Source organism: Bacillus jepli, from assembly GCF_047238305.1.
In the GTDB taxonomy this organism is placed as follows: Bacteria; Bacillota; Bacilli; order Bacillales; family Bacillaceae_L; genus Ferdinandcohnia.
This window is the reverse complement of record NZ_JBDFMO010000001.1, coordinates 4,221,265-4,245,790: the sequence shown is the minus strand read 5'-3', so window position 1 is coordinate 4,245,790 and position 24,526 is coordinate 4,221,265. Positions and strand designations below refer to the sequence as shown.

Annotated in this window: 32 protein-coding genes and 1 pseudogene; 19 read left to right on the top strand and 14 right to left on the bottom strand. The window is 36.7% G+C overall.

Going from position 1 to position 24,526, the window contains the following annotated elements; translation table 11 throughout:
* Window positions 1–2: 2 nt before the first annotated feature.
* The 5 genes from ABC371_RS21675 (at window position 3) to ABC371_RS21655 (ending at window position 4,271) form a co-directional block, all read left to right on the top strand.
* Window positions 3–1,079, top strand: coding sequence for a LolA family protein (locus ABC371_RS21675; protein WP_412898694.1), 1,077 nt, complete (start codon window positions 3–5; stop codon window positions 1,077–1,079).
* A gap of 9 nt (window positions 1,080–1,088) precedes the next feature.
* Window positions 1,089–2,804 carry a M56 family metallopeptidase gene (locus ABC371_RS21670; protein ID WP_412898693.1) on the top strand — a complete coding sequence of 572 codons (1,716 nt, stop codon included), beginning with the start codon at window positions 1,089–1,091 and terminating at the stop codon, window positions 2,802–2,804.
* A gap of 13 nt (window positions 2,805–2,817) precedes the next feature.
* The gene (locus ABC371_RS21665; RefSeq protein WP_412898692.1) at window positions 2,818–2,964 is read left to right on the top strand and encodes a hypothetical protein; all 147 of its coding nucleotides are present in this window, start codon (window positions 2,818–2,820) and stop codon (window positions 2,962–2,964) included.
* Window positions 2,965–2,982: 18 nt separating this feature from the next.
* Complete coding sequence (locus ABC371_RS21660) at window positions 2,983–3,186, top strand: hypothetical protein (protein ID WP_412898691.1); 204 nt, start codon at window positions 2,983–2,985, stop codon at window positions 3,184–3,186.
* Between the two features lie 644 nt (window positions 3,187–3,830).
* Window positions 3,831–4,271, top strand: a complete 441-nt coding sequence (locus ABC371_RS21655; protein WP_412898690.1) for a YtoQ family protein — start codon at window positions 3,831–3,833, stop codon at window positions 4,269–4,271.
* Window positions 4,272–4,309: 38 nt separating this feature from the next.
* On the opposite strand, the gene ABC371_RS21650 is transcribed toward ABC371_RS21655, so the two are convergent.
* Window positions 4,310–4,801, bottom strand: coding sequence for a YajQ family cyclic di-GMP-binding protein (locus ABC371_RS21650; RefSeq protein ID WP_412898689.1), 492 nt, complete (start codon window positions 4,799–4,801; stop codon window positions 4,310–4,312).
* Between the two features lie 151 nt (window positions 4,802–4,952).
* On the opposite strand from ABC371_RS21650, the gene ABC371_RS21645 reads away from it, so the two are divergent.
* Window positions 4,953–5,813, top strand: a complete 861-nt coding sequence (locus tag ABC371_RS21645; RefSeq protein WP_412898688.1) for a CvfB family protein — start codon at window positions 4,953–4,955, stop codon at window positions 5,811–5,813.
* A gap of 42 nt (window positions 5,814–5,855) precedes the next feature.
* Here ABC371_RS21645 and ABC371_RS21640 read toward each other — a convergent pair whose 3' ends face one another.
* Together ABC371_RS21640 and ABC371_RS21635 are read right to left on the bottom strand one after the other, a co-directional pair.
* A complete protein-coding gene (locus ABC371_RS21640; RefSeq protein ID WP_010283423.1) occupies window positions 5,856–5,987 on the bottom strand; it encodes a DUF3941 domain-containing protein in 132 nt (43 codons plus the stop codon).
* 65 nt (window positions 5,988–6,052) lie between these two features.
* Window positions 6,053–6,916, bottom strand: coding sequence for a DegV family protein (locus ABC371_RS21635; protein WP_412898687.1), 864 nt, complete (start codon window positions 6,914–6,916; stop codon window positions 6,053–6,055).
* 159 nt (window positions 6,917–7,075) lie between these two features.
* Between ABC371_RS21635 and ABC371_RS21630 the strand changes: the two genes are divergently transcribed.
* Together ABC371_RS21630 and ABC371_RS21625 are read left to right on the top strand one after the other, a co-directional pair.
* The gene (locus ABC371_RS21630; protein WP_412898686.1) at window positions 7,076–7,918 is read left to right on the top strand and encodes a YitT family protein; all 843 of its coding nucleotides are present in this window, start codon (window positions 7,076–7,078) and stop codon (window positions 7,916–7,918) included.
* A 48-nt stretch (window positions 7,919–7,966) separates the two neighbouring features.
* Entirely contained in the window at window positions 7,967–8,842 is an 876-nt protein-coding gene (locus ABC371_RS21625) for a BsuPI-related putative proteinase inhibitor (protein WP_412898685.1), read from the top strand.
* A gap of 50 nt (window positions 8,843–8,892) precedes the next feature.
* Here the strand turns inward: ABC371_RS21625 and ABC371_RS21620 are convergent, their stop codons facing one another.
* From ABC371_RS21620 to ABC371_RS21610, 3 genes are all read right to left on the bottom strand, one after another.
* On the bottom strand, window positions 8,893–9,090 hold the full coding sequence (locus tag ABC371_RS21620; protein WP_412898684.1) for a DUF3813 domain-containing protein: 198 nt from the start codon (window positions 9,088–9,090) through the stop codon (window positions 8,893–8,895).
* A gap of 1 nt (window position 9,091) precedes the next feature.
* Window positions 9,092–9,241, bottom strand: a complete 150-nt coding sequence (locus ABC371_RS21615; RefSeq protein ID WP_116351173.1) for a competence protein — start codon at window positions 9,239–9,241, stop codon at window positions 9,092–9,094.
* Window positions 9,242–9,442: 201 nt separating this feature from the next.
* Entirely contained in the window at window positions 9,443–10,258 is an 816-nt protein-coding gene (locus ABC371_RS21610; RefSeq protein WP_412898683.1) for a Cof-type HAD-IIB family hydrolase, read from the bottom strand.
* Window positions 10,259–10,402: 144 nt separating this feature from the next.
* Between ABC371_RS21610 and yjfP the strand changes: the two genes are divergently transcribed.
* Window positions 10,403–11,170 carry an esterase gene (gene yjfP / locus ABC371_RS21605; RefSeq protein ID WP_412898682.1) on the top strand — a complete coding sequence of 256 codons (768 nt, stop codon included), beginning with the start codon at window positions 10,403–10,405 and terminating at the stop codon, window positions 11,168–11,170.
* A gap of 48 nt (window positions 11,171–11,218) precedes the next feature.
* Here the strand turns inward: yjfP and ABC371_RS21600 are convergent, their stop codons facing one another.
* The 7 genes from ABC371_RS21600 to ABC371_RS21570 all read right to left on the bottom strand — a co-directional run bounded on the left by ABC371_RS21600 (window position 11,219) and on the right by ABC371_RS21570 (window position 14,928).
* Window positions 11,219–11,527 (bottom strand): metal-sulfur cluster assembly factor, encoded by a 309-nt coding sequence (locus tag ABC371_RS21600; protein WP_136380548.1) that lies wholly within the window; start codon window positions 11,525–11,527, stop codon window positions 11,219–11,221.
* A gap of 264 nt (window positions 11,528–11,791) precedes the next feature.
* On the bottom strand, window positions 11,792–12,091 hold the full coding sequence (locus ABC371_RS21595) for a metal-sulfur cluster assembly factor (protein WP_412898681.1): 300 nt from the start codon (window positions 12,089–12,091) through the stop codon (window positions 11,792–11,794).
* 14 nt (window positions 12,092–12,105) lie between these two features.
* Window positions 12,106–13,347 (bottom strand): hypothetical protein, encoded by a 1,242-nt coding sequence (locus ABC371_RS21590; protein WP_412898680.1) that lies wholly within the window; start codon window positions 13,345–13,347, stop codon window positions 12,106–12,108.
* 14 nt (window positions 13,348–13,361) lie between these two features.
* A complete protein-coding gene (locus ABC371_RS21585) occupies window positions 13,362–13,568 on the bottom strand; it encodes a DUF2249 domain-containing protein (protein ID WP_116351166.1) in 207 nt (68 codons plus the stop codon).
* Complete coding sequence (locus tag ABC371_RS21580; RefSeq protein ID WP_412898679.1) at window positions 13,568–13,807, bottom strand: DUF2249 domain-containing protein; 240 nt, start codon at window positions 13,805–13,807, stop codon at window positions 13,568–13,570. Before ABC371_RS21580 ends, ABC371_RS21585 begins: the two co-directional genes overlap by 1 nt.
* A gap of 132 nt (window positions 13,808–13,939) precedes the next feature.
* Window positions 13,940–14,629, bottom strand: coding sequence for a Crp/Fnr family transcriptional regulator (locus ABC371_RS21575; RefSeq protein WP_412898678.1), 690 nt, complete (start codon window positions 14,627–14,629; stop codon window positions 13,940–13,942).
* Window positions 14,630–14,790: 161 nt separating this feature from the next.
* On the bottom strand, window positions 14,791–14,928 hold the full coding sequence (locus ABC371_RS21570) for a hypothetical protein (protein ID WP_412898677.1): 138 nt from the start codon (window positions 14,926–14,928) through the stop codon (window positions 14,791–14,793).
* A gap of 303 nt (window positions 14,929–15,231) precedes the next feature.
* Between ABC371_RS21570 and ABC371_RS24715 the strand changes: the two are divergent.
* From ABC371_RS24715 to ABC371_RS21540, 5 genes and pseudogenes are all read left to right on the top strand, one after another.
* Window positions 15,232–16,473, top strand: a pseudogene (locus ABC371_RS24715) (IS110 family RNA-guided transposase).
* A gap of 304 nt (window positions 16,474–16,777) precedes the next feature.
* A complete protein-coding gene (locus ABC371_RS21555) occupies window positions 16,778–17,008 on the top strand; it encodes a DUF2249 domain-containing protein (protein WP_412898674.1) in 231 nt (76 codons plus the stop codon).
* 145 nt (window positions 17,009–17,153) lie between these two features.
* The gene (locus ABC371_RS21550) at window positions 17,154–17,759 is read left to right on the top strand and encodes a molybdenum cofactor guanylyltransferase (RefSeq protein ID WP_412898673.1); all 606 of its coding nucleotides are present in this window, start codon (window positions 17,154–17,156) and stop codon (window positions 17,757–17,759) included.
* A 113-nt stretch (window positions 17,760–17,872) separates the two neighbouring features.
* Window positions 17,873–18,166 carry a DUF5316 domain-containing protein gene (locus ABC371_RS21545; RefSeq protein WP_412898672.1) on the top strand — a complete coding sequence of 98 codons (294 nt, stop codon included), beginning with the start codon at window positions 17,873–17,875 and terminating at the stop codon, window positions 18,164–18,166.
* A gap of 144 nt (window positions 18,167–18,310) precedes the next feature.
* A complete protein-coding gene (locus ABC371_RS21540; RefSeq protein WP_412898671.1) occupies window positions 18,311–19,435 on the top strand; it encodes a TIGR04053 family radical SAM/SPASM domain-containing protein in 1,125 nt (374 codons plus the stop codon).
* Between the two features lie 138 nt (window positions 19,436–19,573).
* Here the strand turns inward: ABC371_RS21540 and ABC371_RS21535 are convergent, their stop codons facing one another.
* Window positions 19,574–20,278, bottom strand: a complete 705-nt coding sequence (locus tag ABC371_RS21535) for a Crp/Fnr family transcriptional regulator (RefSeq protein ID WP_412898670.1) — start codon at window positions 20,276–20,278, stop codon at window positions 19,574–19,576.
* Between the two features lie 171 nt (window positions 20,279–20,449).
* Here ABC371_RS21535 and modB point away from each other — a divergent pair, with 171 nt between their 5' ends.
* The 5 genes from modB (at window position 20,450) to ABC371_RS21510 (ending at window position 24,518) form a co-directional block, all read left to right on the top strand.
* Window positions 20,450–21,103 carry a molybdate ABC transporter permease subunit gene (gene modB / locus ABC371_RS21530; RefSeq protein ID WP_412898669.1) on the top strand — a complete coding sequence of 218 codons (654 nt, stop codon included), beginning with the start codon at window positions 20,450–20,452 and terminating at the stop codon, window positions 21,101–21,103.
* 136 nt (window positions 21,104–21,239) lie between these two features.
* On the top strand, window positions 21,240–21,764 hold the full coding sequence (locus ABC371_RS21525) for a cupredoxin domain-containing protein (protein WP_412898668.1): 525 nt from the start codon (window positions 21,240–21,242) through the stop codon (window positions 21,762–21,764).
* A gap of 14 nt (window positions 21,765–21,778) precedes the next feature.
* Window positions 21,779–23,266, top strand: coding sequence for a cbb3-type cytochrome c oxidase subunit I (locus tag ABC371_RS21520; RefSeq protein ID WP_412898667.1), 1,488 nt, complete (start codon window positions 21,779–21,781; stop codon window positions 23,264–23,266).
* Complete coding sequence (locus ABC371_RS21515) at window positions 23,256–23,864, top strand: SCO family protein (RefSeq protein ID WP_412898666.1); 609 nt, start codon at window positions 23,256–23,258, stop codon at window positions 23,862–23,864. Before ABC371_RS21520 ends, ABC371_RS21515 begins: the two co-directional genes overlap by 11 nt.
* A 9-nt stretch (window positions 23,865–23,873) precedes the next feature.
* On the top strand, window positions 23,874–24,518 hold the full coding sequence (locus ABC371_RS21510) for a hypothetical protein (protein WP_412898665.1): 645 nt from the start codon (window positions 23,874–23,876) through the stop codon (window positions 24,516–24,518).
* Window positions 24,519–24,526: the final 8 nt, after the last annotated feature.

Genomic DNA, 24,526 nt, shown 5'->3' with positions numbered 1-24,526 from the left:
AAATGAAGAAAAAAATAGTCTTACTAATTGCTATTTTACTAACTGGTTTGTTATCAGCCTGTAAGGGGGATATGGCTGTGTCGTCTGAAGAAATTGTAACAAAAGTCTTATCAGCAAAAGAAAGTAAACTATCTTATTACGGTGAGGGTGTCATAAAGCTTACGACAGCTGGAGAGGTCACTGAAAATGCGAGTTTTAAGGAATACGCAGCAGAAGACGGTAAACGAAAAATCATTACAACAGGAGATACAAATGGTCTTGAATCATCTGTGTTAAACGACGGAAAACAAGTGATTTCCTATGAAACGGGAAGTGAAACGGCATTTAGTATTGACTTAGTAGAGGAGGGTATGCCGTTATTAGATGCCTCACCTAAAGAACAACTCATAACAATGCTGGAAGCTATAAAAAAAACACATGACTATGAAATTATTGGTGAAGAAAAAATATTGGATTTAAATGTTTATCATATAAAGGCAACGCCAAATACAAATTCTAATTTATTTGGGGAAGTTGAGCTTTGGATCGATCAAAAAACATGGTTTGTCGTGAAATCAATCTCTGTTGTGGAAGAAACGAGATCTGAGTTTGAATACAAGTTGCTCGACTTTTCACCAGATTTTACGGAAGATACCTTCACTTTAGATATACCAGAAAATGTGACGGTCACCCCAATTGAATCAAATCTTGAGCCAAACTTTGGGTCACTTGAAGATGCCCAAACCGAATTAAAACAACCATTCCTTGTTTTCTCAGGAGAAGACATGACTGTCGAGAATGTTGAAATTGTCAATCTTCAAGGGATAGTCAATCGTCCAGAAATTACTGTTTATTATGCTCATGAGGGGATTCCCTCTGTATCAGTTTCAATTTTTCCAACTCCAGAAGATGCTGGAACGGAAATTAAACCTGGAGAATGGGAAGTTCGTGGTCAACATGCAGACTATGATGATTTTATTAATGCTTTAAGTTGGGATGAGAATGGTCTGCGTTATACGATCATTATTCAGAAACCAGCTCTTGAAATGGAAGCAGTTCTTAAAATGACGGAGAATATGATACTGAACAATGAAATGTAGGTGGGAGCTTTGCTACCAAATTGGTATGAAATCGTATTGTATATTTTAGTTGGCGCAGTGATTCAATTAATAGGGTTAATCGTTGAGAAGATTAGTAAAAAAGTAGGAAACACGATTGAAATCATCCTTGGCCTACTTGCAGTCGGATTTGTGTTTTACCAACTTCCATTTATGGATGGCTTTATCTATGTAGCGTTTATCTCAAGTGGATATTTCCTTGCAATCTCTTTAACTACCGGCAACGAAAAACGAATCGAGATTGAAAAGGAATTACATCAAATAAAAGTAGAAAAAATCCCTTTAGAGCGTGATTTGAAACGGATTGTATCTGATTTGTTCATAACTGGAATTGTTTTGATGGGTGCAATCCTGTTTTACATTTTTGGTCCAGAGTATAGCCTTTTAAAATATATGATTGTCTTTGGACTTGTTAGCACAGCAACAGAAGTAATAAAGCGAATTGGTATTTATACTACAGTAAAGGTATTTTATGACAATGATGAAAAGTATTTATATCTTACATCTCGCTTTGAATCTCGAAAAATTCCAATTGAAGATTTGGAAGAAGTGAAACTAGAAACAAATGTAGACCTGTTAAAACTTCACCCACTATTGACGATGTTTTCGTCAAACGCAGATTTTACAACAAGCTTTCAAAAGGTAATAAAACTAACTGTACCAGGCGAGACGATTTATATGACAATTCAAGAATCGGAAAAATGGAAAAAAACGTTTGAGGAATGGATGAAGGTCGAAGAAAAAGAGATGGGACTACAACAGGTTCTACCGTTTTGGCATCAGAAGAATATTAAGCGAATGCTTGGAAAGCTATATTTCGCATCAACGGTAAAAGGTGTATCTGCCTATACGGGCTTACTTTTAATTCTCTATTATTTTGAGGTAGCACCTTGGATCATGGTTGCTGTAGGATTGGCCTACTGGGCTTTTAATCTCTATATTTCTGACAGGGTTTTAAAAGTAGCAATGGATGCAAAGGAAACGGTAAATCCTCAATTAATCCAGTTATCCCAACGGATTTTTGAAAGGGCCGGTATACCGAATGTTCGTGTGTATGAAACGGAAAGTACGGACTATAATGGCCTTGCAACAGGTATGAATATTGGTAAATCAATGGTGACTCTAACTACTGCTACCTTAAAGTTACCGACTGAAGCGATAGAGGGAATCCTTGCTCATGAAGCCATTCATGTGAAAAAGAGAGATGTGCTGTGGGGACAGATTTGGAAATTAGGTTATCTCATGATTCTAATTGCATTTGTCTTATTGATTCAAGAAAATATAACGAATATTGAGGATCATAAAGTATCAATCTTTTTAGTAGTCTTTTTCTTAATGATGTTTTTCTCTGTTTTTCAATCTTTTTGTTCACAATGGATGGAGGTTCGTGCGGATCATCTAGGCGCATCTCTTCTTAGAGGTGGGAGTGAGCAAATGTCAAATAGTTTAATCGCTTTATCAGAGAAACAGGATGCGGCGATTAATAAATCACTTTCATATAGCACGGTTATTAAAGACGAAAAAGAGAAGGAAAAGTCATCAATTGAGCGGGATTCGTTAATATGGAGGTTTATTGAATTTCAATTTATGCCGCACCCCCCAATGTACTGGAGAGTTCAGTCTCTAAAAGAAAATGGGGAAGGTTGGGGGAAAAGGATTCGAAATCGTTGGATCGTTGATAGAGTGAAAGAGTCTGTATTGAGGTAGAAGAGGTGAAATTGTGAAAATCGCGAAGGTATTATTTGTCCTTGGGGCAGTAGTTTTTCCATTAGGTATTTATTTATCGTCGTATAGTCCAGTAGGTGTGGTATTAGCCATTGTGGCTGGACTGACAGTTTTCTTAAGTACTCCGGCAATACAATCATAGAAAAAGGAGTTGGCGTAAATGGACTTCTTAAGTGTCAATGATTGGATAACCCCAACTAATCCGTTTGCATCGCTCTTTTTTGGATTTTTGTTTACGATTGTGGTTGGGGTGGCCGTTTGGATAGATACAAGGAAAATTAAAACACTTCTAATTGTACTATTAACTGGTAGCATAGTATCGATCGTCGGTGTTTTTATATTGAAGGTTGTTGGGTTTTACTGAGTTTATATGCAGGAGACTGTCCTTGAGTGGGAGAGTCTTCTTTTGTTTATCTAGGGTTATTAATGAATGATGTTATTTGTAAATTTAGTGATGGTTTTACTGTAATTTTCCTGAATTCGTGTGATAAAAGGTGTTTATGATATGAGTTTTTTCATATTGTGTCAAAAGTCTTGATATAAATGATATTTATGCTATTGATATTTCCACTATATTCCAAAAATCTTGATATAAATGGTGTTTATGTAATGGTTTTTTCCATATTGCACCAAAAGTCTTGATATAAAAGGTGTTTATGATATGGCTTTTTCCACAATCATCCAAAAGCCTTGCGATAAAAGGGTTACGGTGCATTTTTTTCTTATTTTTCAAAAGGTCAGATCGTCTTCGCAACGTTTAACGTAAATTAGAAGACCTTGTACCAAAACTGCCACTAAAAGAAGGAATTCTTCCACATTTAAAGAAATAAATATTAGAAAATAAATAAAGTGGGAGGATTCCATGGAGATAAATATAAGACTAGTAAGAAAAGAGGTTTGTAAAATTTTGTGATTCCCACTATGAAGATGAAATCATCATGTATAAATTTGTAAAATAAGCATCCATATATGTTACGATAATAGAAATAGGCAATAGGAGGGTGAAAAATGCAGTTAACAGTATATTTAGCTGGACAAATACATGACAATTGGCGAGAAGAAATTAAGGAAAAGGCAGAGGCAAAGAATCTCCCGTTCCACTTTGTTGGACCGCAAACAAACCATGACAAATCAGATAACATTGGCGAACAAATTTTAGGTGAACAACCTGGAAATTTTTATAAAGATGATGCCGCATCAGACATTAATAATTTCAGAACACAGGTACTGATGCAAAAATCAGATGTTGTTATCGCGCTATTTGGGGAAAAATATAAACAATGGAATACAGCAATGGACGCGAGTGCTGCGATTACGATGAATAAGCCCACAATCATTGTAAGACCAACCTCACTCATTCATCCGTTAAAGGAATTATCAAATAAAGCAAATGTAACCGTCGAAACGGTTGATCAAGCTTTAGATGTGCTAAGCTATATTTTTGAATAGAAAAAATGCAGCGGGCAAAATAGTCCGCTGCATTCTTCTTAACGATAATTTATAAATTGTACATCAATCGGTAAATCTGCTTCACGAACGGCATTGATAATTTGTTGAAGATCATCTCTGCTTTTACCTGTTACACGAACTTGATCATCTTGAACCTGGCTTTTCACCTTAAGACCGCTGTTTTTAATAATTGTATTTATTTTTTTCGCGTTCTCCTTGTCAATGCCTTGAATGAGTTTCGCGCGTTGACGAACAGTACCGCCAGATGCATTTTCGATTTTTCCGTAATCAATATTACGAGTTGGAACCCCACGCTTAATCATTTTACTAATCAGGACATCCTTCAATTGTTCAAGCTTATACTCGTCATCAGAAACGAGGACAAGTTCTTCCTTATCAAGCGTAATATCACTTTTGCTACCTTTGAAATCATATCGAGTTTGAATCTCTTTTTTTGCAATACTAATTGCATTCGTTACTTCTGGTAAATCCACCTTTGACACAATATCGAATGAGCTATCCTTTGCCATTGCCAACCTCCAAAAAAAAGTATATTTGCCTTGATTATAGACAATCTTAGCAATTTGAACAACTTTTTCCAAAACTATACTAGTAAATTGTGGTCTTAAACGTCTATACTATGTAATGATAAAGAAAGTACAGAAGAAAGAGGTTTAATAAATGAATGCATTAGAACCAGGTACGGTAGTTACATTACGTGTTGATAGAGATGCCCAATTTGGCTATTTTTTAACAAACGGTGAAGAAGATGTTTTACTACATACAAATGAAATAATAGACGGGTTTGACCCAGATGAAGACGTAACGGTCTTTCTTTTTCAAGACCATCAGGGGAGACTAGCAGCTTCCATGAAAATTCCGACTGTTCAAATTGGTTCGTATGATTGGGTTGAAGTAGTTGAAATCAAGCATGAGCTTGGAGCCTTCGTCAATATCGGGATAAATAAGGATATCCTTGTTTCAAAGGATGATTTGCATGAAGTTTGGGACCTCTGGCCAAAACCAGGTGACAAACTATATGTAACCCTACGAACAGACAAAAATGGTAGACTCTTTGGAAAGCCGGCAACGGAAGATGTTATTCGTACGATATCAAAGCCAGCAACAAGAAAAGATTTTAATAAAAATATTACAGGAAACGTATATCGTTTACTCATGGTCGGTTCCTTTATGATTTCAGAGGAAGGGTTTCTTGGCTTTATTCATGAAAGTCAACGGACAAGAGAACCGAGAATGGGGGAAAAGGTACAAGGTCGAATTATTGATGTTAAGGAAGATGGTACCGTAAATGTATCCTTGCTAGGGAGAGGTCATGAAATTATGGGTGACGATGCTGATAAAATTTATCAGTATATGGAGAGCCGTGGGGGAGCAATGCCATATTGGGATAAAAGCTCTCCAGATGATATTTCTGGCAGATTTGATATGAGTAAAGCAGCCTTTAAACGTGCACTTGGTAAGCTAATGAAAGAAGGAAAAGTATACCAAGAAGACGGCTGGACCTATTTCAAAAAAGAGTAGGAACGAAAAACGCATTGGTTGTAATGACCGATGCGTTTTGCATTATAAATGATCTGTTTTCTTTGAATATTGATGTTTGCCTGCCTGACGATTTTTTTCTCTCATCATATTTTTTTCATGGCGTAACGCATTGTTGTCTTGGGCTTTTTTATCATTATCACTAGTTTTTGGCATACATGTACACTCCCTTCAATCCATTCGAAATTAGGATATCCAGTCGTTTTTCAAACTATGTAAAATTAGCGAATTGGCAGCTCATTTAAAAAGAAAATCGCGATTGTTCCTGGTCCTGCATGTGAACCAATTGCAGCACCAATCACATTCATATAAAAAGATTTACACCCTAATTTTTCTTCAAAAAGTTTTTGTAATTCAAGTGCTTCATTTTCCACGTCGCCGTGGCTAATCCCAATTGTCTGGTTTGAAAAATCCACTCCGCGTTCTTCCATAAGCTCAACAATTCGTTTATACACTTTCTTTTTTCCTCGAATTTTTTCAAGAGGGATAAGCTTTCCATCTTCGACATTTAATAGAGGTTTAATATTTAATAATCCTCCGACAAAGGCAGAAGCTTTACTAATTCGTCCTCCGCGAGCTAAATATTCAAGATCATCAACCGTGAAAAGATGCTCCATATGAGAGCTATAAAAATTAGCAAGGTTTACGACTTCTTCCTTTGAAGCCCCATTGGTCGCTAATTCAGCAGCTGCTTTTACAACAAGGCCTTGTCCGAGTGATGCACATTTCGTGTCAATAATCGTTAAATCAAGGTCTGGGTATTCTTCTTTTACTTCTTCACTCATCATGACGGCTGTTTGATAGGTTCCTGATAATTGAGATGAAAAGGCAATGTAAACTGCAGATTGTTTTTCTTTTGCAATTTCAGTAAATACCTCTTTAAAGCGGTGTGGCGGAACTTGAGATGTTTTTGGAGCACTCCCATTTCGCATCGCTTCAAATACTTTTACAGGATTAATTGTCGCAATATCTTCGTAATCTTGCCCATCTAGATGAACTCCTAAGGAGAATAAGGTTACATTGTTTTCTTCAAAAAATTGAAGAGGTAGGTCACTACCGCTATCAGTAAGAATTCTAACGGTCAAAAGTCTCACCTTCTTTTTTCATGGTCAAGTTTGTAAGACAAACTTGCCTATTGTAAGTGTAGCGAGAATTGGATAAAAATACAACAAGTGTGGGAAAATTTTGTATGACAACTAAGTTGCACTTTGATTGAAAAATGTTGTTCCAGGAGGACTATTTTAATGGTTTATAGAGAAATAAAGAAAGTAATCATAGTGATAATCGGTGCATTGCTAAATGCAGCTGCCTTAAATCTATTTTTAATTCCAGCAGACGTATACTCTTCAGGATTTACCGGTGTTTCACAGCTATTGTTTAGAATATTAGGTGATTACACCCCTTTACATGTTTCAACTGGAGTGATTTTACTTCTATTAAACATTCCAGTTGCGATTTTAGGTTGGAAAAAGGTAGGAAAGGCATTTACCCTGTATAGCTTTGTTTCGGTTGCTTTAACTACATTATTTTTATCGATAATACCACTTGAACGAATCTCAAATGATATTTTACTTAATGCTGTTTTTGGTGCTGTTATTCAGGCGTTAGGAATTGGATTAACCTTGAAGTGGGGGGCCTCAACAGGTGGTCTTGATATCATCGCGCTTGTGTTATCAAAGTCAAAAGATAAGCCAATTGGTACTTATATTTTTACATTAAACGGACTCATTATTATTACAGCAGGGTTCTTATTTGGTTGGGAAAAAGCCTTATATACTCTTGTTGCTTTATATGTGCTAACAAGGGTAATTGATACGGTTCACACGAGTCATGTAAAAGTCTCAGCGTTGATCGTCACAAAAAAAGCAGAAGAATTGAAAAAAGCCATCCATTCCAAATTAGTGAGAGGAATTACGGTGATTCCTGCAAAAGGTGCGTTTTCGAGCGAACCAAAGGATATGCTGATGATTGTTTTAACAAGATATGAATTATATGACTTGGAGCGTATTATTAAGGAAGTTGATCCCCATGCCTTTACTAATATTGTACAAACTGTCGGCGTATATGGATTATTTCGCAAAGAATAGTAACTTTTTTAAGGATCTTTCGACATATTAGATAAAGGGGTGACAAACATGAGAAAAAAGCTTCTAGTAGTCTTTCTATTTGTAATGAGTTTATTTATCATATCAGGATGTGGTACAGCAGAAAAAGAAGAGGCTCTTCCAGTGAATGCCGGGGGAGATGAAAAAATAGAAACAGAAACACCACCAGAACAAGAGGGTGAAGAACCTGGAGGTGATGAGAACGTGGTTGAAAAACTTCAAACAAACCTATCCATTCAAACAGAGGAAAACGAAGCATCTTTTAAGATTTCATTAAAAAATACGAGCGACAATTCTGTGAAAGTGACGATTCCAAGTGGTCAAAAATATGAAATTGTTGTGACGGATACGAATGGAAAAGAAGTTTACCGCTATTCAATCGATAAAATGTTTATCCAAATGATTGAAGAGATGGAGTTAAAACCAGGTGAAGAAAAAGTCTGGGAAGAGCCATGGGATTACACATCAAACGATGGAACAAGACTTGCTCCAGGTGAATATAAAGCAACTATTTTCCTTACTGTTTCACAAGTAAATGGACAAAAAATTGAAGCAAATGCATTACAGGCAGAACAAAGTGTGGCAATCCCTAAGGAAGGGAATACAGCATTCCGCAAGGTTCAAGTACTTGGAGAAAATGGAGAATATACAGTAACTGGAGAAGTACGAGTGTTTGAAGCAACATTCTTCTATGCTGTCGAGGATGGGCATGATTATGTGGTTCCTGAAACGGTTCAAATGGCATCTGAAGGCGCACCAGCGTGGGCACCATTTGAAATCAAACTTTCAATTCCAAAGGGTAAACTCCCTACAAATGGAGCATTGATACTTCACTTATATGAAAGAAGTGCGAAAGATGGCTCTATCACAAACCTATATCATGCAAAACTTCAACAGTTCCAATAAAATGGGGAAGGGTCAGACGATATGTCTGACCCCTTTTTTTGAATTAGCACTTATTGAATTTGGTCTAATTCATTTTGTAATTCGCGGAGTTGTTCTTTCTCGGCTGTTGTAGAGTTAGCATATGCAGAAGAAAGTGCATTTTTTGCAACTGATATCGCATCCTGTAAGGGAGTATCACTTTGACCCGCGCTTGCTAATTTTGCAACTTCTACAGTTTCACGAGCCTTTTGGAATAAAGGGTTACCCATTTTAGATTCCTCCAAGTGATGAATTTTCGACATTTTGCTTTTTCTTTGCTTCTGCTTCAGCTAGAGTTGAACGGTAAGGAAAGCGCTGAGCATGTTGTTGAACTGCATCTGCACCTTGATGAACAAATCGTTTTGATTTATTACTACCCATCCGTAAATTCCCCCTTTAACAGCTTTAAAAGAAGTGCGCTTTAGATGCGCTAATCATATTGTTTGAAGTTTCGAAGAGGAATATATAAGGTAATTATTTCTGAGTGTTTTAGGATAGGGAAATTTTTTTAAAAAATTGGTCGGATCAAAAAACGAACATCCACACAAAAAAGGAAACCGGATCTTCATACCGGTTCCTAATTTATTTATCTAATTTTAGTACATCCTCTAAATAAAGGGCAATTCCGTCCTCTTCATTCGTCATTGTCACATGGTTTGCAATATTTTTTAACTCATCAATTCCATTCCCCATAGCAATCCCATGACCAGCATATTCAATCATTTCTAAATCATTATCTTCATCACCAAAGGCAATTATTCGGTCTTCCGGGATTTGAAAATAATTGGCTACCTTTTGAATACCAACCGCTTTATTTAAACCTGATTTAACAATCTCAATGACATGCCAAGGTGCTGCCCATTTGCGGTGATCGACCACTTCTGCATGCATTTCAGAAAGATACTCTCGGATTTTATCTGCAATTTCTTCGTCAGGATGTATTAACAGTGAAGTGGGGTCATGCTTTAAAATTTTCCGTAAATCGCCTGTTTCGATATTCGGTTTGCCCATACCGAAAATATCCAACATCGTATCATCGTGATAATGAAAATACACGTCATCAATCACTTCTGCTAGGATATTTTTCACTCGGAAGCTATCGGCAACCTCTACAATTTCTTTTACTGTTTTTAATTCAAGTGTGTCGTGATAGACACCCCAACTTTGATCAAGAGGGTGATGGACAAAAGCTCCGTTGAAGTTAACAATGGGCGTTGTAAGACCTAGTTCTTGATAGTACATGGAGCTCGAACGAAAAGGTCTTCCTGTCGCAATCATGACCTGATGACCGGCCTTTTTTGCTTTTACGATAGCCTCTTTTGTTCTTTCGGATATCGTTTTATCATCTTTTAGTAAAGTACCATCTAAGTCTAGTGCAATTAAATGTTGTTTTGTCATATAAATCTCCTCTGCTCTCTTTCTTCTACTTAAACAGATATTAAAAAAATCGTCAATTGAAAAAGCTAAACTTTTTAGGTTAACTACCAATTAGTGGTACACTAGAAGATGTCTCAAAGTTTTTATAAAAGGAGTACATAAAGAATGGTTATTGTTGAAAAGACTAAAATAGCAGATATTCCGTCATTACATATTGTACAAAATCAATTAAAAAACGAAAATGCTCCGCTCATTCTGTTCGTTCACGGATTTGGTAGTGCAAAAGAACATAATTTACACTATGCATATCTTTATGCAGAAGAAGGATTTCGTGTAGTTTTACCTGAAGCAGAATATCATGGAGAGAGAGACAAGGGTCTTGAAGAACTTGATATGAATTTTAAATTCTGGGATATTGTCATCAATGAGATCAAGGAACTTCAAAGGATCAAGGACGAACTTGTTGAAAAAGGCTTAGTTGATGAGACAAGAATTGGTGTTGCGGGAACTTCAATGGGGGGAATTGTGACACTTGGAGCATTGACTCAATATCCATGGATTAAGACCGCGGTAAGCCTCATGGGGAGCCCCTATTACGAGGAATTCTGTCGTGGACAAATTGAGGAATTGAAGCGACATGACATTGAACTTCCTTTCACAGATGCTGAATTAGAAGAAAAATATGCTGAATTAAGGAAATATGATTTAAGCTTACAACCAGAAAAATTAAATGGAAGACCATTGTTTTTCTGGCATGGCGAAAAAGACAAAATGGTACCATTCAAATATACGTATGAATTTTACCAAGAAATTAAACCATTATATGAAGGGAAAGCGGAAGACCTATCCTTTATTGGTGATGCACGTGCTGATCACAAAGTTACCAGAGAAGGTCTTCTCGCATCAGTAGACTGGTTTAAAAAACATTTATAAAATAGAAGAACGTGTCGAGGTTTATCGACACGTTCTTTTTTTATCAACTTATCTTATTCCTAATGCAATCTTTGCATAACGACTCATCATGTCTTTGTTCCAAGGTGGATTCCAAACGATGTTCACATCTACGTCCTTGACTTCGGGTAATTCTGTGAGGACACGTTTAACGTCCATTGCAATTGTGCCAGCAAGTGGGCAACCCATTGATGTTAAAGTCATTGTAACTTGCGCTACGTCTGCATCATTCATATCCACATCATAAACAAGTCCTAAGTTAACAATATCAATTCCTAGCTCAGGGTCCACAACCTGCTCAAGTGCACCCATAATATTTTCTTTTAAAGCTTCATCCATTTAATAACTCTCCTTTCGAGAAATAGCTTATTTAAGAGTTGTCTAGCTCCAGGCGTCATCGGCTCGAGGTCATAAGCCAATCGCTTCTGAAGGTAAAAAACACCTTCTGTCAGCGCTCGTCTTATGCTTGACTTGCACAGGAAGTGCTGACATCGACGTTCGCCACAGGACGTGGCGGTATTTAGTCGATGTTCTGCTACCAAGGCGCCTTGCGCTTTTCTTAAGTATAACGAAACAAGCGTAGAATGTGAAATTGAACGCTTCCTAACCACGCAATTGCTTCATGGCGGCTTCTGACATGCGTTCAGGTGACCATGCAGGATGCCAAACCATTAATACCTCGACATCATTTATCTCTTCAAGATAAGCAACTGCATGCTTTACACCGCTTGTAATACTGTCATGAAGGGGACAGCCAGGTGTAGTTAGTGTCATTTCAATATAGACATTGTTATTTTCTTTAATATCTATTTTATATATAAGTCCTAAATCGACAACATTAATATTTAATTCAGGATCAATTACTTGTTTTAATTGTTCGATTATTTGCTCTCTTAATTCCATTTTTGTTCTCCCCTTTACTTAAAAAGTACCTTCATAATGCTATAACTGAAAAATAAAGTTGAAGCGAGTACTAGGCTTTGGCCAATCGAGAAAATAAGCAATTGCCCAAACGCTATCGATAAAACGACGATAAGACAACCAGTAACAAAGCCAGAAAAAATCGGGATAGCCAATTTTTCATCAATCATTTGTTTTAAAGTCGGTACATCCCTTTTTCCAATAAGCTTACTGTACCTGTGTGTCCACCAAAGAAAAGGAATTATTTTATATAAATAGCCAAGAATGCTGTTTGCAATCCACAATAAGAGGTAAAGAAATATAAGAACACCATACATGTCATAATACCCTGGTAGGAATGAAAGGATCATTCCGGAAAAGTGAATCACTAAGCCAAATCCTATTGCAATTAATGAAAATGTAAATGGTTTATCCAGCTTTTTCTTTAATCGCACTTTGATAATCGTTGAAATGTGGTATGAAAAATGAGCGAATCCGGCGAACAGTATGCTCATACCTATCTGCAATAACATGTTTTTCTCAGTTATAAAGCTGCTAATAGTGACAAGAAGACCCATTCCATACACGATATAGACCCATCTCGCAGGTTTCATTGAAAAGCCATGTGCTAATGAAAACATGGGGACCATTTTGTAAGAAAAACCAAAAATTAAGAATGTAAACCATCCTGCAATTCCAAGCAAAATATGACTTTTTAATACAGCAAGATGATTTAGATTTGCGATTCCTGCTCCAAGATTGACGATTAACAGAATTCCAAGTGTGATTGTAAGTAATAAGCATACTAGAGCACTACCAACAAATACGGTTAGAATATTCTTCTTGGCTTGCTTATTTATTGTCATAAACATTTGGACGAGAAACAGTACTATACCAGTAACAGCAAGTGATCCTGTAAAAATTGACAAAGTGGGTGAGAAGGAAAGGGTTATTCCAAAACCACCAAAACCTATAGCTGTTACCCAAAATTGAACAAACCCAAATTTTTCACTCCATATTGGAGTTAAAAAGGCTACAGGTACAAGCTGGTACATGGCTCCCATCGCAACCATTAAGGCCCATCCTAAAATCAATAAATGGGCAGCGGATAGAAGGGGAAATGTTCGAAAATTTCCACCAATGACCACATGTCCATTAAATAACAGGATTACCTGGGAGACGACTAAGGCTACAACACTAAAGATAATAAAGGAAAGCGGCAGCCTTATATCTGTTTCATTTGATAATTGAGGCATCATTTGCAAGCAGCTCCTTATTTCGTAATCTCAATTTGAAAGCCGCCATCGGGATGTGGTTCCGTCGTATGTTTGTAGCCTAATTCATCTAGCTGTTCATACAAGAACATAGGTCGGCGATCATTGATAATTGTCAAAGTGTCGCCTTTATTTAATTTTTCGAGGGCTTTCAATGTCCTCATCATCGGAGTAGGAGGCTCAAGACCTCGATTATCTAATTGCATTACTTGTCACCTCTTTTTGTAAAGGTAACCTTCCAATGTTTTTTATCAATTTGTTCTGCTTCATTTGAAAATCCTTTAGCTTTTAATATTGGAAATAAAGGAGTCGGTTTAAAAGGTGCGTGTAAAACGAAGATATCGCCATCCTGTAAAGGTTTAACCGCCTCCATAATCTTTTGAAAAGGCTCAATTTTATTTTTAAGATCTTCTCTAACATCTACTTCTACAACTTTGGAATCCATATTTGATTTCCCCCTTATATAACGGTTATAAGTTAATGATAATCATTTTCAATGAAAATCGATGTGACCTGAATCACAAGTATTACAAAATATTTAGTGAAATCAAAGACAAAGAATCCCTTCATGTGAGCTCTAAAAAATCTCATCATGCAGCTTCATATGATCCAATAGGTAATATCCATCAGGACTTATGTCTACGATATGTTTCTTCTTCAATACTGAAATGGTCCGACTTACAGATTCTCGCGTTGTGCCAATCATGTTGGCAAGCTCACGATTTGTAAATTGAGTAGTAAGCTTAAAGCGATTGTCTATCTTTTCTCCGTTGCTTCGGCATAAACGAAGTAACAACATAATAATTTGTTCTTGTGTATTTAATAGAATTTGTTCCTCCAGTCGCTTTTGAAGGTCGATGATTTTTTCACCTAATACTTTAAAAATTTTAATGCATAGCTCGGGGTTTTTTATCAATATTTCTTCAAATCGATCAATGGGGGTGAAAATAATGTTTGATTCCTCGATTACTTCGGCATGCGCTGGATACCCACCTTGTCGAAAAAATCCAGCATGTGGAAACATTTCCCCTGCTTCAAGTACAGATACAATCTGTTCTTTCCCGTGCATATCAGATTTGTAAATTTTTACCTTTCCGGATTGAATGAAAAACACACGATCAAGAGGATCGTCTTGCATGAAAATAAACATTTTTTGTTTATATAAACGTGACTGTGAAATTTCAACAATTGGATCAAGTTCTTCCGAGGTTAATTCTCGGAACAAGGGAACTCCTTTCAATTGTTCACGAATGGATGGTATCCCCATCTTGCTGCTCACTCCTTATTTGATTTACATTACCTAAGGCAACTCTTTATTAAGTGTAGCAATCCTCGTTTTTAAGACTGTGATTTACATCATAGGTAGTGAGAAACAAAATCAATGTTCATAAAAAAGACACAAAAAAAGCTAGGAGAGTTTCCCCTAACTTAGTCATCTTGGTTTTCTTCTGCACAATCAAAGCAAAGTATGCCTTTTTTATCTTCTAAAACAACCCCATTAATAAATCCATCTAAACAGTAAATTTCTTTTTCACAATCCTTACATATACCAACAAATTCTTTCATCTTTATATCCATTCCTTTCGCTCTGCTCAAGGCACAAAACGTAATGAAACAAGTTTACCTTGAGCGTTATTTTGGCAATTCTGTAGCCATAGGGATTTCAATTAACTACAAATCACGCGGAGGTGAGTGGGCTGCTTCAGTTGTGGAGTGACCGCATCTTTATATGTGTAGATTGCCTTTCCAAGCACAAATAAGTGTGACTTCGAGCACGCAGACTTATCTTTGTATAACCATTACTCGTTTATTGCTGGGCAATCAGTCAATGTTGTCTATCCCTATAAATCTGTTAAAGGAGTTATCCCTATGGCTTTAAAAACTGTTTATCCTATTTGTTGTGGAATTGATGTCCACAAAACCTTTGTTGTGGCTTGTGTTGCCTCAACTGATAAAGGAGTTACAACATACAAACGCCGTCGCTTTTCGACCTATACAAAAGGATTGATTGAGCTGTCACAATGGCTTTGTGAAAACAAATGTAAAGATGTCTGTATGGAATCTACCGGGAAATACTGGATTCCCGTATTTAATGTACTTGAAGATTCCTGCAACATCACTTTGGCGCATCCTAAATACGTCAAGGCTATCCGTGGTAAAAAAACAGACAAAAAGGATGCCAAATGGATTGCTGATTTATTTAAGCACGACCTTGTAGCTGGAAGCTTCATGCCTCCACTTACGATTAGACAACTTCGTGACCTTATGCGTTATCGTTTTAAACTGACTAACTTTATGTCGAGCGAAAAGAATCGTCTTCAAAATAGTTAAACTGTGTCAAATATCCAGCATGGACATGTTGTTACAGATACCTTCGGCAAAAGCTCCATGAACATCATTGACAAGCTTCTTGAAAATCCTTTAGAAACATCTTTTGACATTGAACCTTTAATCCATGGCTCCCTGAAGAAAAAACTTCCTGATCTGGAGCTCGCCATTGACGGATATATTACTCCCGAACAGGCTGAAAAACTAAAGGTTATAAAACAACACTATGAAGACCTTGGGTCCCGGAAGGATGACCTTGAAAAAATTATTCTTTCTCTTGCCGCGTCCTACACAGAAGAAATCAATTTGATCTTAACTGTTCCGTCCTTCAAGAACATCTTTTCCGCCATTGCAGTGGTTTCAGAAATCGGTGTTAATATGGACGTGTTTCCGACAGCTAAGCATTTGTGTTCCTGGGCAGGACTTACACCCACAAATAATGAGAGTGCCGGCAAGAAAAAGTCAGTAAGAATTTCGAGAGCTGGCTGCTACATAAAGCCCCTTTTAGTACAGTGTGCTACAGCTGTAGTTAAAAGTGAAAAACATCCCGAAATTCGAAACCGTTACTTAAAACTTAAGAAACGACGTGGTCACAAACGAGCAATTATTGCAATTGCACGAATGCTTTTAACAGCTATCTACAATATTCTCAAAAAGAAAGAAGCATATAACGCTGAATTATATAGAAAATCGGATGTTCTTCCAGTAACCCGTGAAATCACGGTAGAACAAGCCATCTTACTAGCTAAAAACCACGGCTATAAAGTGTTAGAAGCTTCTTAAAGCTAAAGTATTTAATTCGATCAAAAATTTTTAAAAGTCGTCATAAGATGGCTTATTTGTCGTGCTCTAAATTAGAATAGTGGTCAAACGTAGTTTTTTCAGACTTTCACCCCGTTTATTCTTTTAGACCCACATTTCATGAGGTATGACAAGATGTTTACGTGGCATTTTAAGATTTTTTTTCATTATCGCATATTTTTCTAGAGATATGATTAAAAACATACGTACATAGTGATAAGATTCACTACAATTACAGAAAAGACTCGATACAATGAACCCATAAAACAAAAGGAGGAATGTAAAAATGGTATTTGCAGCGAAAGTAAATGCTCCAGATTACGCACCGAAGGATAAGCACCCAACAATTTTTAGAACATTTGATAGTTTACAGTCAGGTGAAATCATGGAGCTTACAAATGACCATGATCCACGACCACTCCAATATCAATTCATGATGGAACGCGGTAATGAATTCACCTGGGAATACCTTGAACAAGGTCCAGATGTATGGCGCGTTGCAATCGGTAAAAAATAAAAAACAATCAAAGATTCAATATTTATAAAGATGTAGGCAAAATCAATTTACGATGTGCCTACATCTTTTTATCAATAAAAAGTTTTATTTGGAAGACTGTTCCATTCGTGCTACTATGATGAAAAAAGTAAAAGGATGTTTCTACATGAACAAATCAAAAATCACAGGTATCCTTTTAGCTGGTGGAGAGTCAAGGAGATTTGGGAGCCCTAAAGCGTTTGCCAAACTTCATCGTAAATTCTTTTATGAATATGCTATCGAGGCATTGGAAGGAAATGTGGGAAAGCTTATTATTGTAAGTCATCCCGCATTAGTAGAGCAATTTCAAGACCAAACTTCAGTAGAAGTTATTCAGGATTTACCTGAATATAAAGGGAACGGACCGCTTGCTGGTATGTTCACAGCCATGCAAAAAGAACAGTCAGATTGGTATATAGTCTTACCTTGTGATACCCCTTTTGTGACTGATGTACTTGTGAAACAGCTAATCACTTATACCAATGACCAAAGTATTGATGCTATTGTTCCGGTTATCAATGATCGACAACAGCCGTTAATCGCTGTTTACCATCGTAGGGTTGCAAAGAGAATAGAGGAACTGCTAAAAATTCAACAGTATAAAATGAGCCATTTATTAGACGCTTGCAACGTTAAATTCGTAACCAATCAAGAACTCCAGCTACAAGGCATGGAATTTGAAAATATTAATGACCAAACTGAATATAAAAAAGTACAGCAAAAGCCAATTTAAATCCATTGAAAATTGGCTTTCTTTTTTAAATTTCACTTTGCACACTCATAATATTCAGAAAAATATGATAAAATAATAATGAAACAAAATGTGTTGAAAAGGAGGGAGTGCGTTTGAGAGTAGGCTTAATTTTAGGGATAGTAACCTCTGGACTTCTACTAATCATTGGTTTGTCTACTCATCAATTTGAAACATATTCTGTGATTTCAGGGACACTCGGGATCATTTGTTTTTTACTCGCGGGAATCGTGTCTGATTCCTTTATCAGCGGAGATCGGGCAAGAGCGAACTACTATACCGAAAGCAAACAAGATCGTAAAAAAAGAATCCGATATTCTTATCTGTTTTTCCTCTTGGGAGCTCCCAATTTACTTGTAGCCATAGTTTTAACCCTCAATTATATGTAACATTTCTTCAAACTAATTTGAACACCTCATAACATGTTCCTAATTGTGAACATTTTCAAACACCTCCTTAACCTGTGATGCACCTCACATAATTCACTTTTATATAGTGTTAAAATGTGGACATTAATAAAGGAGGTTTGCCTCATGTTTGAAAGAGACTATAACAAAGACCCATTTATTGTGATTTGGGAGCTTACAAGGGCTTGCCAATTAAAATGTTTACATTGTCGTGCAGAAGCACAATATACAAGAGACCCTCGGGAACTTTCCTTTGAAGAGGGTAAAAAGTTAATCGACCAAATATATGAGATGAATAATCCGATGCTTGTATTCACAGGCGGAGATCCTTTAATGCGTCCCGATGTTTATGATATTGCTGATTACGCCATTAAAAAAGGTGTCCGTGTTTCAATGACACCAAGTGCAACTCCAAATGTTACAAAGGAAGCGATTCAAAAGGCAAAAGAAGTAGGCTTAGCGCGTTGGGCTTTTAGCTTAGATGGACCAAATGCAGAAATCCATGACCATTTTCGGGGAACAAAAGGTTCATTTGACTTAACAATGAGAGCCATCAAATATTTACATGAACTTGAAATACCAATCCAAATCAACACAGTCATCTCAAGATATAATGTTCATGCCTTAGATGAAATGGCAAAATTAGTTGAGGACCTTGATTGTGTGTTATGGAGCGTCTTTTTCCTTGTACCTACAGGTCGTGGTAAGGATACCGATATGATTTCTCCAGTTGAACACGAAAAGGTTTTCCGTTGGTTATATGATTTAAGTAAACGTGTTAAATTTGATATTAAGACAACAGCAGCGCAGCATTATCGTCGGGTTGTCATTCAATCCAAACTGCGTGAGACGAAGGATACGGATAAACAAATTCGCTATGAAGATGCACTTATGAAGGGGAAAACTGGCCAAATTGATGGACTTGGAAGAGCGCCTCAAGGTGTAAACGATGGTAATGGATTTGTCTTTATTTCTCACATTGGAGATGTCTATCCGAGTGGATTACTACCTGTAAAAGCAGGAAATGTGCGTGAGACACCACTAGCTGAAATTTATCGGGAATCCCCAATATTTAAAGATTTGCGTAATCCAGATAAGTACAAAGGAAAATGTGGGGTATGTGAATTCAGACATGTATGTGGTGGATCACGTTCTCGTGCATATGCGATGACAGGAGATTACATGGAGAGCGAACCTTTCTGTGTATACATCCCAGAAGCGCTTCGTAAAAAAGAAAAAACACTTCAATAAAAGTAAAAGGTTCGACAAATAGGAATGGGCAGAAAAAAGTCAATCCTTCAAAAGTGATTGGCTTTGTCCTTGAGAGCATTAACGCCTGTCCTGGACCAAATAAAGACCCATGGGCTTCCATGGGTCTTTATAGCGCCTTTATTCAATACTACAATATTTCGCTGGACATTCTTCACATTGGATTTCTTTTTTTATATATACTAAATCGTGAATCGTAATAAAGCCTTTGGTAACAGAAATGACACCTAGAGAACGCAATTCATGCAGCATCCGGTTTACACTTTCTCTTGTAGTTGCACAGAAATTAGCAAGCTCCTGATTGGTTAAGTGCAAGTCTATTAAGATGCCATTATCAGTACGAACACCATAGCTATTGGTCATTCGAACCAAGGTGGAATATAAGGCACCTTTTTTACCTAATAAAACAAGATCTCGAAACTTCGTTTGTGTTTTTCGAAAATGATCACTCATCCATTTCATAAATTCAAATGCAAGATTCGTATTTTCAAAAAGTTTTCGTTCTAAGTCATCTTTTTGAATAACGGCAATATCACTATCCTCTAAAAGTAAACAATCAAATAAATATTTCGGTTGATCGGTGAATAATGTCAACTCTCCAACAATTTCATTTTGGCTACAAACTCGAAGGGATAATTCACTTCCATCAGATGTTCCTTTGCTAACCCTTACACGCCCAGAAAGAATGAGATAAAGTTCGGAAGCTTTCATACCTTCCCGAAATAAATACGTTCCTTTTTCCATTTTAATGACATGATTAGCTGATTTCATAAGCTCTGTTAATTCATCTGAAATTTTTGTTTTTTGTAATGTTAATTGACTCATAGGTACCACCTTCCTAAGCAGGAATGCTATACTTCATTCTAATAAAATAATATAATGTTAGTTATTCATGCGGTGTATAATAAATCACACTTATTGTAAAAATGCTTCAAAATGCTTGAAAAATAAGGGTATATTAATTATGAACAATTTTTAACAATTGAGGTAAGATTCATGGAACAGTTATTTTGGTCACCTATTAAACTTTCAATATCCATTGCGATCACTGCGGGCTGTATTGTCTTACTGCTTGGTTTGGTCACTGGGAAATGGATGGCGTATAGGAAATTTAAAGGAAAACTCATTTTTGAAACGTTATTAATGCTGCCACTTGTTCTTCCCCCATCGGTAGTAGGTTTTTTATTAATTGTAATATTTGGAAGAAATAGTTTCGTTGGCACATTTATTGAAAAAGTAACGGGCCAACCAATCATGTTCACATGGTGGGCAGCGGTTATTGCTTCTACTGTCGTGGCGTTTCCACTCATGTATCAATCCGTGAAAACAGGCTTTCAATCCGTAAATCCGGATATCGAGGATGCTGCTAGGACGGATGGGGCAGATGAATTTCGGATATTCCTTTACGTTTCCATACCATTATCGATTAAAGCAATTGTAACGGGTTTTATCTTAAGTTTTACTCGTGCCTTAGGTGAATTTGGTGCAACCCTCATGTTTGCCGGAAATATTCCTGGCAAAACTCAAACATTACCAACTGCAATCTATGTTGCTATTGATAGTGGGAACATGGAATTAGCTTGGTTATGGGTCGTAATGACTATCTTCATTTCCTTTCTAATGCTCGCAACTACCTATTTAATTAAATAACAAATGAGAAAAGATGCATTCTTGACAAGAATGTGTCTTTTTTCGTTTTATGCCCATTTTGTGACAAACTTAACAGATTTATGGTTGAACAATATGTGAGAATCATGCTGAAAAGAGAATTTAGGAGGGGGTCCTTTTGTACCAAACAGCAGCTTGGTATCTTTCCATTATGTTAATGACCTTAATTACCGTTATTTTTATTACCGTTGTCTTAAAAACAAATAGACGAAGAGAGTATGAAACTATTCAAAAAAAATGGTACCGCTTTAGAACGATTTATTTTATTGCTTTACTTGTTGGATTTGGAACTGCAACGTATTTTACACTTCAAGATCTACCATTTGAAAGACCAGTATATGGAAAATCAGAAAATCCAGTTATTGTTGATGTAGAAGCTATTCAATTCGGCTGGAATATGAGCCAAACTGAATTCCAAGTGGGGGAACCAATCGAATTCGATATTACGAGCTCAGATGTTAACCATGGCTTTGGTATCTATGACAAAGACATGAATTTATTAGCACAAACCCAGGCAATGCCAGAGTATACAAACACTGTTTTCTACACATTCACTGAGCCTGGTACGTATCAAATTTTATGTATGGAATACTGTGGACTTAGTCACCATCTCATGATTGGTGAAATTGTTGTAACAAATTAAAGGGGGGGTTAACAATGTCTACTAATATTGTAATGGAAGGGACAAATCAATCCCGAAACAAAACGATTGCTATGTACCTATTAGCAGGAGGATTAATCATTTTATCAATGATGGTATTTGGGGTTTTGATGCTTCTTGCACAAGGAAAAATGATTGATGTGGACCCTGGATTTTTTTATGAGATCATGACTGTCCATGGAACAGGTATGGTTGGTGCCGCTGCATTAGCTGCAGCTGCTGTCATGTGGTACTTTCTTAGTAAATATGTTGTATTAAGCAAAACAATTCTGATCACCAACTTCATTACGTTCATCGTTGGGGTCGTCATGGTGTTAGTAGGTATCTTTGTGTTTGACTTTGCGGGAGCTTGGACATTCTTATATCCGCTACCATCTATCTCTGCCGGTGGATGGGCAGTTACGGGAGCAGCGCTTTATTTGGGCGGTATGCTTATACTAGGTGTAGGATTTTTATTACTAAATTTAGATGTAGCTAGAGCAATTATTAAACAATATGGAAGCTTAGGCGGAGGGTTAGGCTGGTCAATCGTATTCGGAAAGAAAAAAGGGTATGGTCCTCCAGCAGCTGTCGTTGCTAGTACAATGGTTTCAATTGTAAACACCACTGCATTAATTGCGGGAGCAACAGTACTAGTTATGAACCTTATACATCTGTTTATTCCAACGATCACAATTGATCCAATGCTTGCAAAAAATCTAACATATGCGTTTGGTCACATCTTTGCAAACTCTATTATTTACATGGGTGTTATTGCGGTATATGAGATATTAGCAACCTATACGAATCGGCCATGGAAAGCAAATCGTCCATTTTTAATTGCGTGGAACTGTTCAACATTATTTACGATTACCATATATACTCACCACTTGTTAATGGACTTTGCTTTACCAAAGTGGATGATCATTTTAGGTCAGGTTCTTTCATATGCAAACGGATTACCAGTATTAGTTGTCACAGCATATGGTGCGTTAATGATTGTATATCGTTCAGGTATTAAATGGGACATTGCTTCATCATTTATGTTTCTATCTATGTTTGGTTGGGTAATTGGCGTCGTACCTGCAATTGTCGATGCAACGATTGTTGTAAACCATGTTATGCATAACACAAGATGGGTACCTGGGCATTTCCATATGTATATGGGATTAGGTGCAACAGCTATGCTATTTGGATTTATGTATTATTTAGCAAAAGTGAATGGCAAAGAGAAAGAAACTTCGATTGATACGATTAGTTTTTGGGTTTATACGATGTTCTTTATTGGATTATGTGGATCGTTCCTATTCTCTGGAAAAGTAGGAGCGCCAAGAAGATGGGCGGAACATTTCCCTGAATGGATTCCATATGACCGTATGGGAGTAATCTTTGGTATCTTTATCGTCCTTTCTGTCTTGACATTTGTTATTCGTTTTTGGAATTTTTCAAGGTCAATTGATTATAAGATTCAAGAAAAAATAGGAAAAGACAGCCATGTTGCGTAAAAGTGTTGGAATTCTATTTGCACTAGTAGCAGGATTCACTTTGCTATGGATTGGTACAGATGGATTACAGGCTTTTACAGCAGAGAAAGCAAGAATTATTGATTTAGAAAGGGAGCAGCCTAAGCTCCCTTCTGCTACATTAATAGACTCCAATTCGAAAGAATTTCACTTAAATGAATTGAAGGGGAAATACACACTCTTTACCTTTATGTATACAAGTTGTGGGGATGTATGTCCTGTTTTGGAGCGGAATTTTGCTGAAATCTACGAAAACATTCCAAGAGAAATTCTAGGGAAAGAAGTTGTTCTAGTAAGCATAAGCTTTGATCCAGAGAATGATTCTCCAACAGTCTTAAAATCTTATTCAGATCATTTTGGAGCAGACGGAGATCAGTGGAAAATGGCAACGATTCAAAATGAACACGAATTAAAGGATGTATTAGATACACTTGGGGTAATAGTAATACCGAATGAATATGGAGGGTATGAGCATAATTCTGCATTTTATGTTGTCAACCCAGAGGGGAAATTAACAAATATCTTTGATTATCAGACACCGCAAACTGTTGTGGAATACTTAGATACTTTTTTATTTTAGAGGTGAAATATGGACCGTTTACGTTATTTTTTGATTGGACTACTTTTACTTCTATTCATTTCTTTCCCGTATGTAAGGGTTTATTTTGAAGAGAGCATGGTTGGAACTATGCTCATTCAATACCCATTATTGGTAGGTAGCGGTTATTTTCTTGCAAAAGGGTTTCCTAGGAAATGGAGAAACTTTTTCCTTTACTTCAATGAAAATGGGATTACAGGGATGATCATTACAATATCTGTGATCGGTTTTTGGATTTTGCCAAGATCCATCGATGCTGCATTGAACGAACCAATAATGGAGATTTCAAAATATATTAGTTTATCATTTGTTGCTGGGGTTTTATTGTATTATAGCTGGCAGTTGCTTGGACCCATTAGTAAAGGATTTATTTGGGCAAATCTCATTTCCATGATTTTTGTGATGAGCTGGCTTTATACGGTGTCTCCAGCACGCCTTTGTAATAATTACTTACTTACAGCCCAACAGCAGCTTGGAAAATCCATGTTTACTCTAGGAATGGTAATTTGTCTATTATTTATGGTACGCGTTTTTATTGGGAAGCCTGTTGCTCTAAAAGTTAAAAAGAGAAATCAGCCTTTCATTCGATTAAAGTCAAATAGATCAGAGTCTTCTTCTGTTCCAATCTTTAAGTAAACATAAAA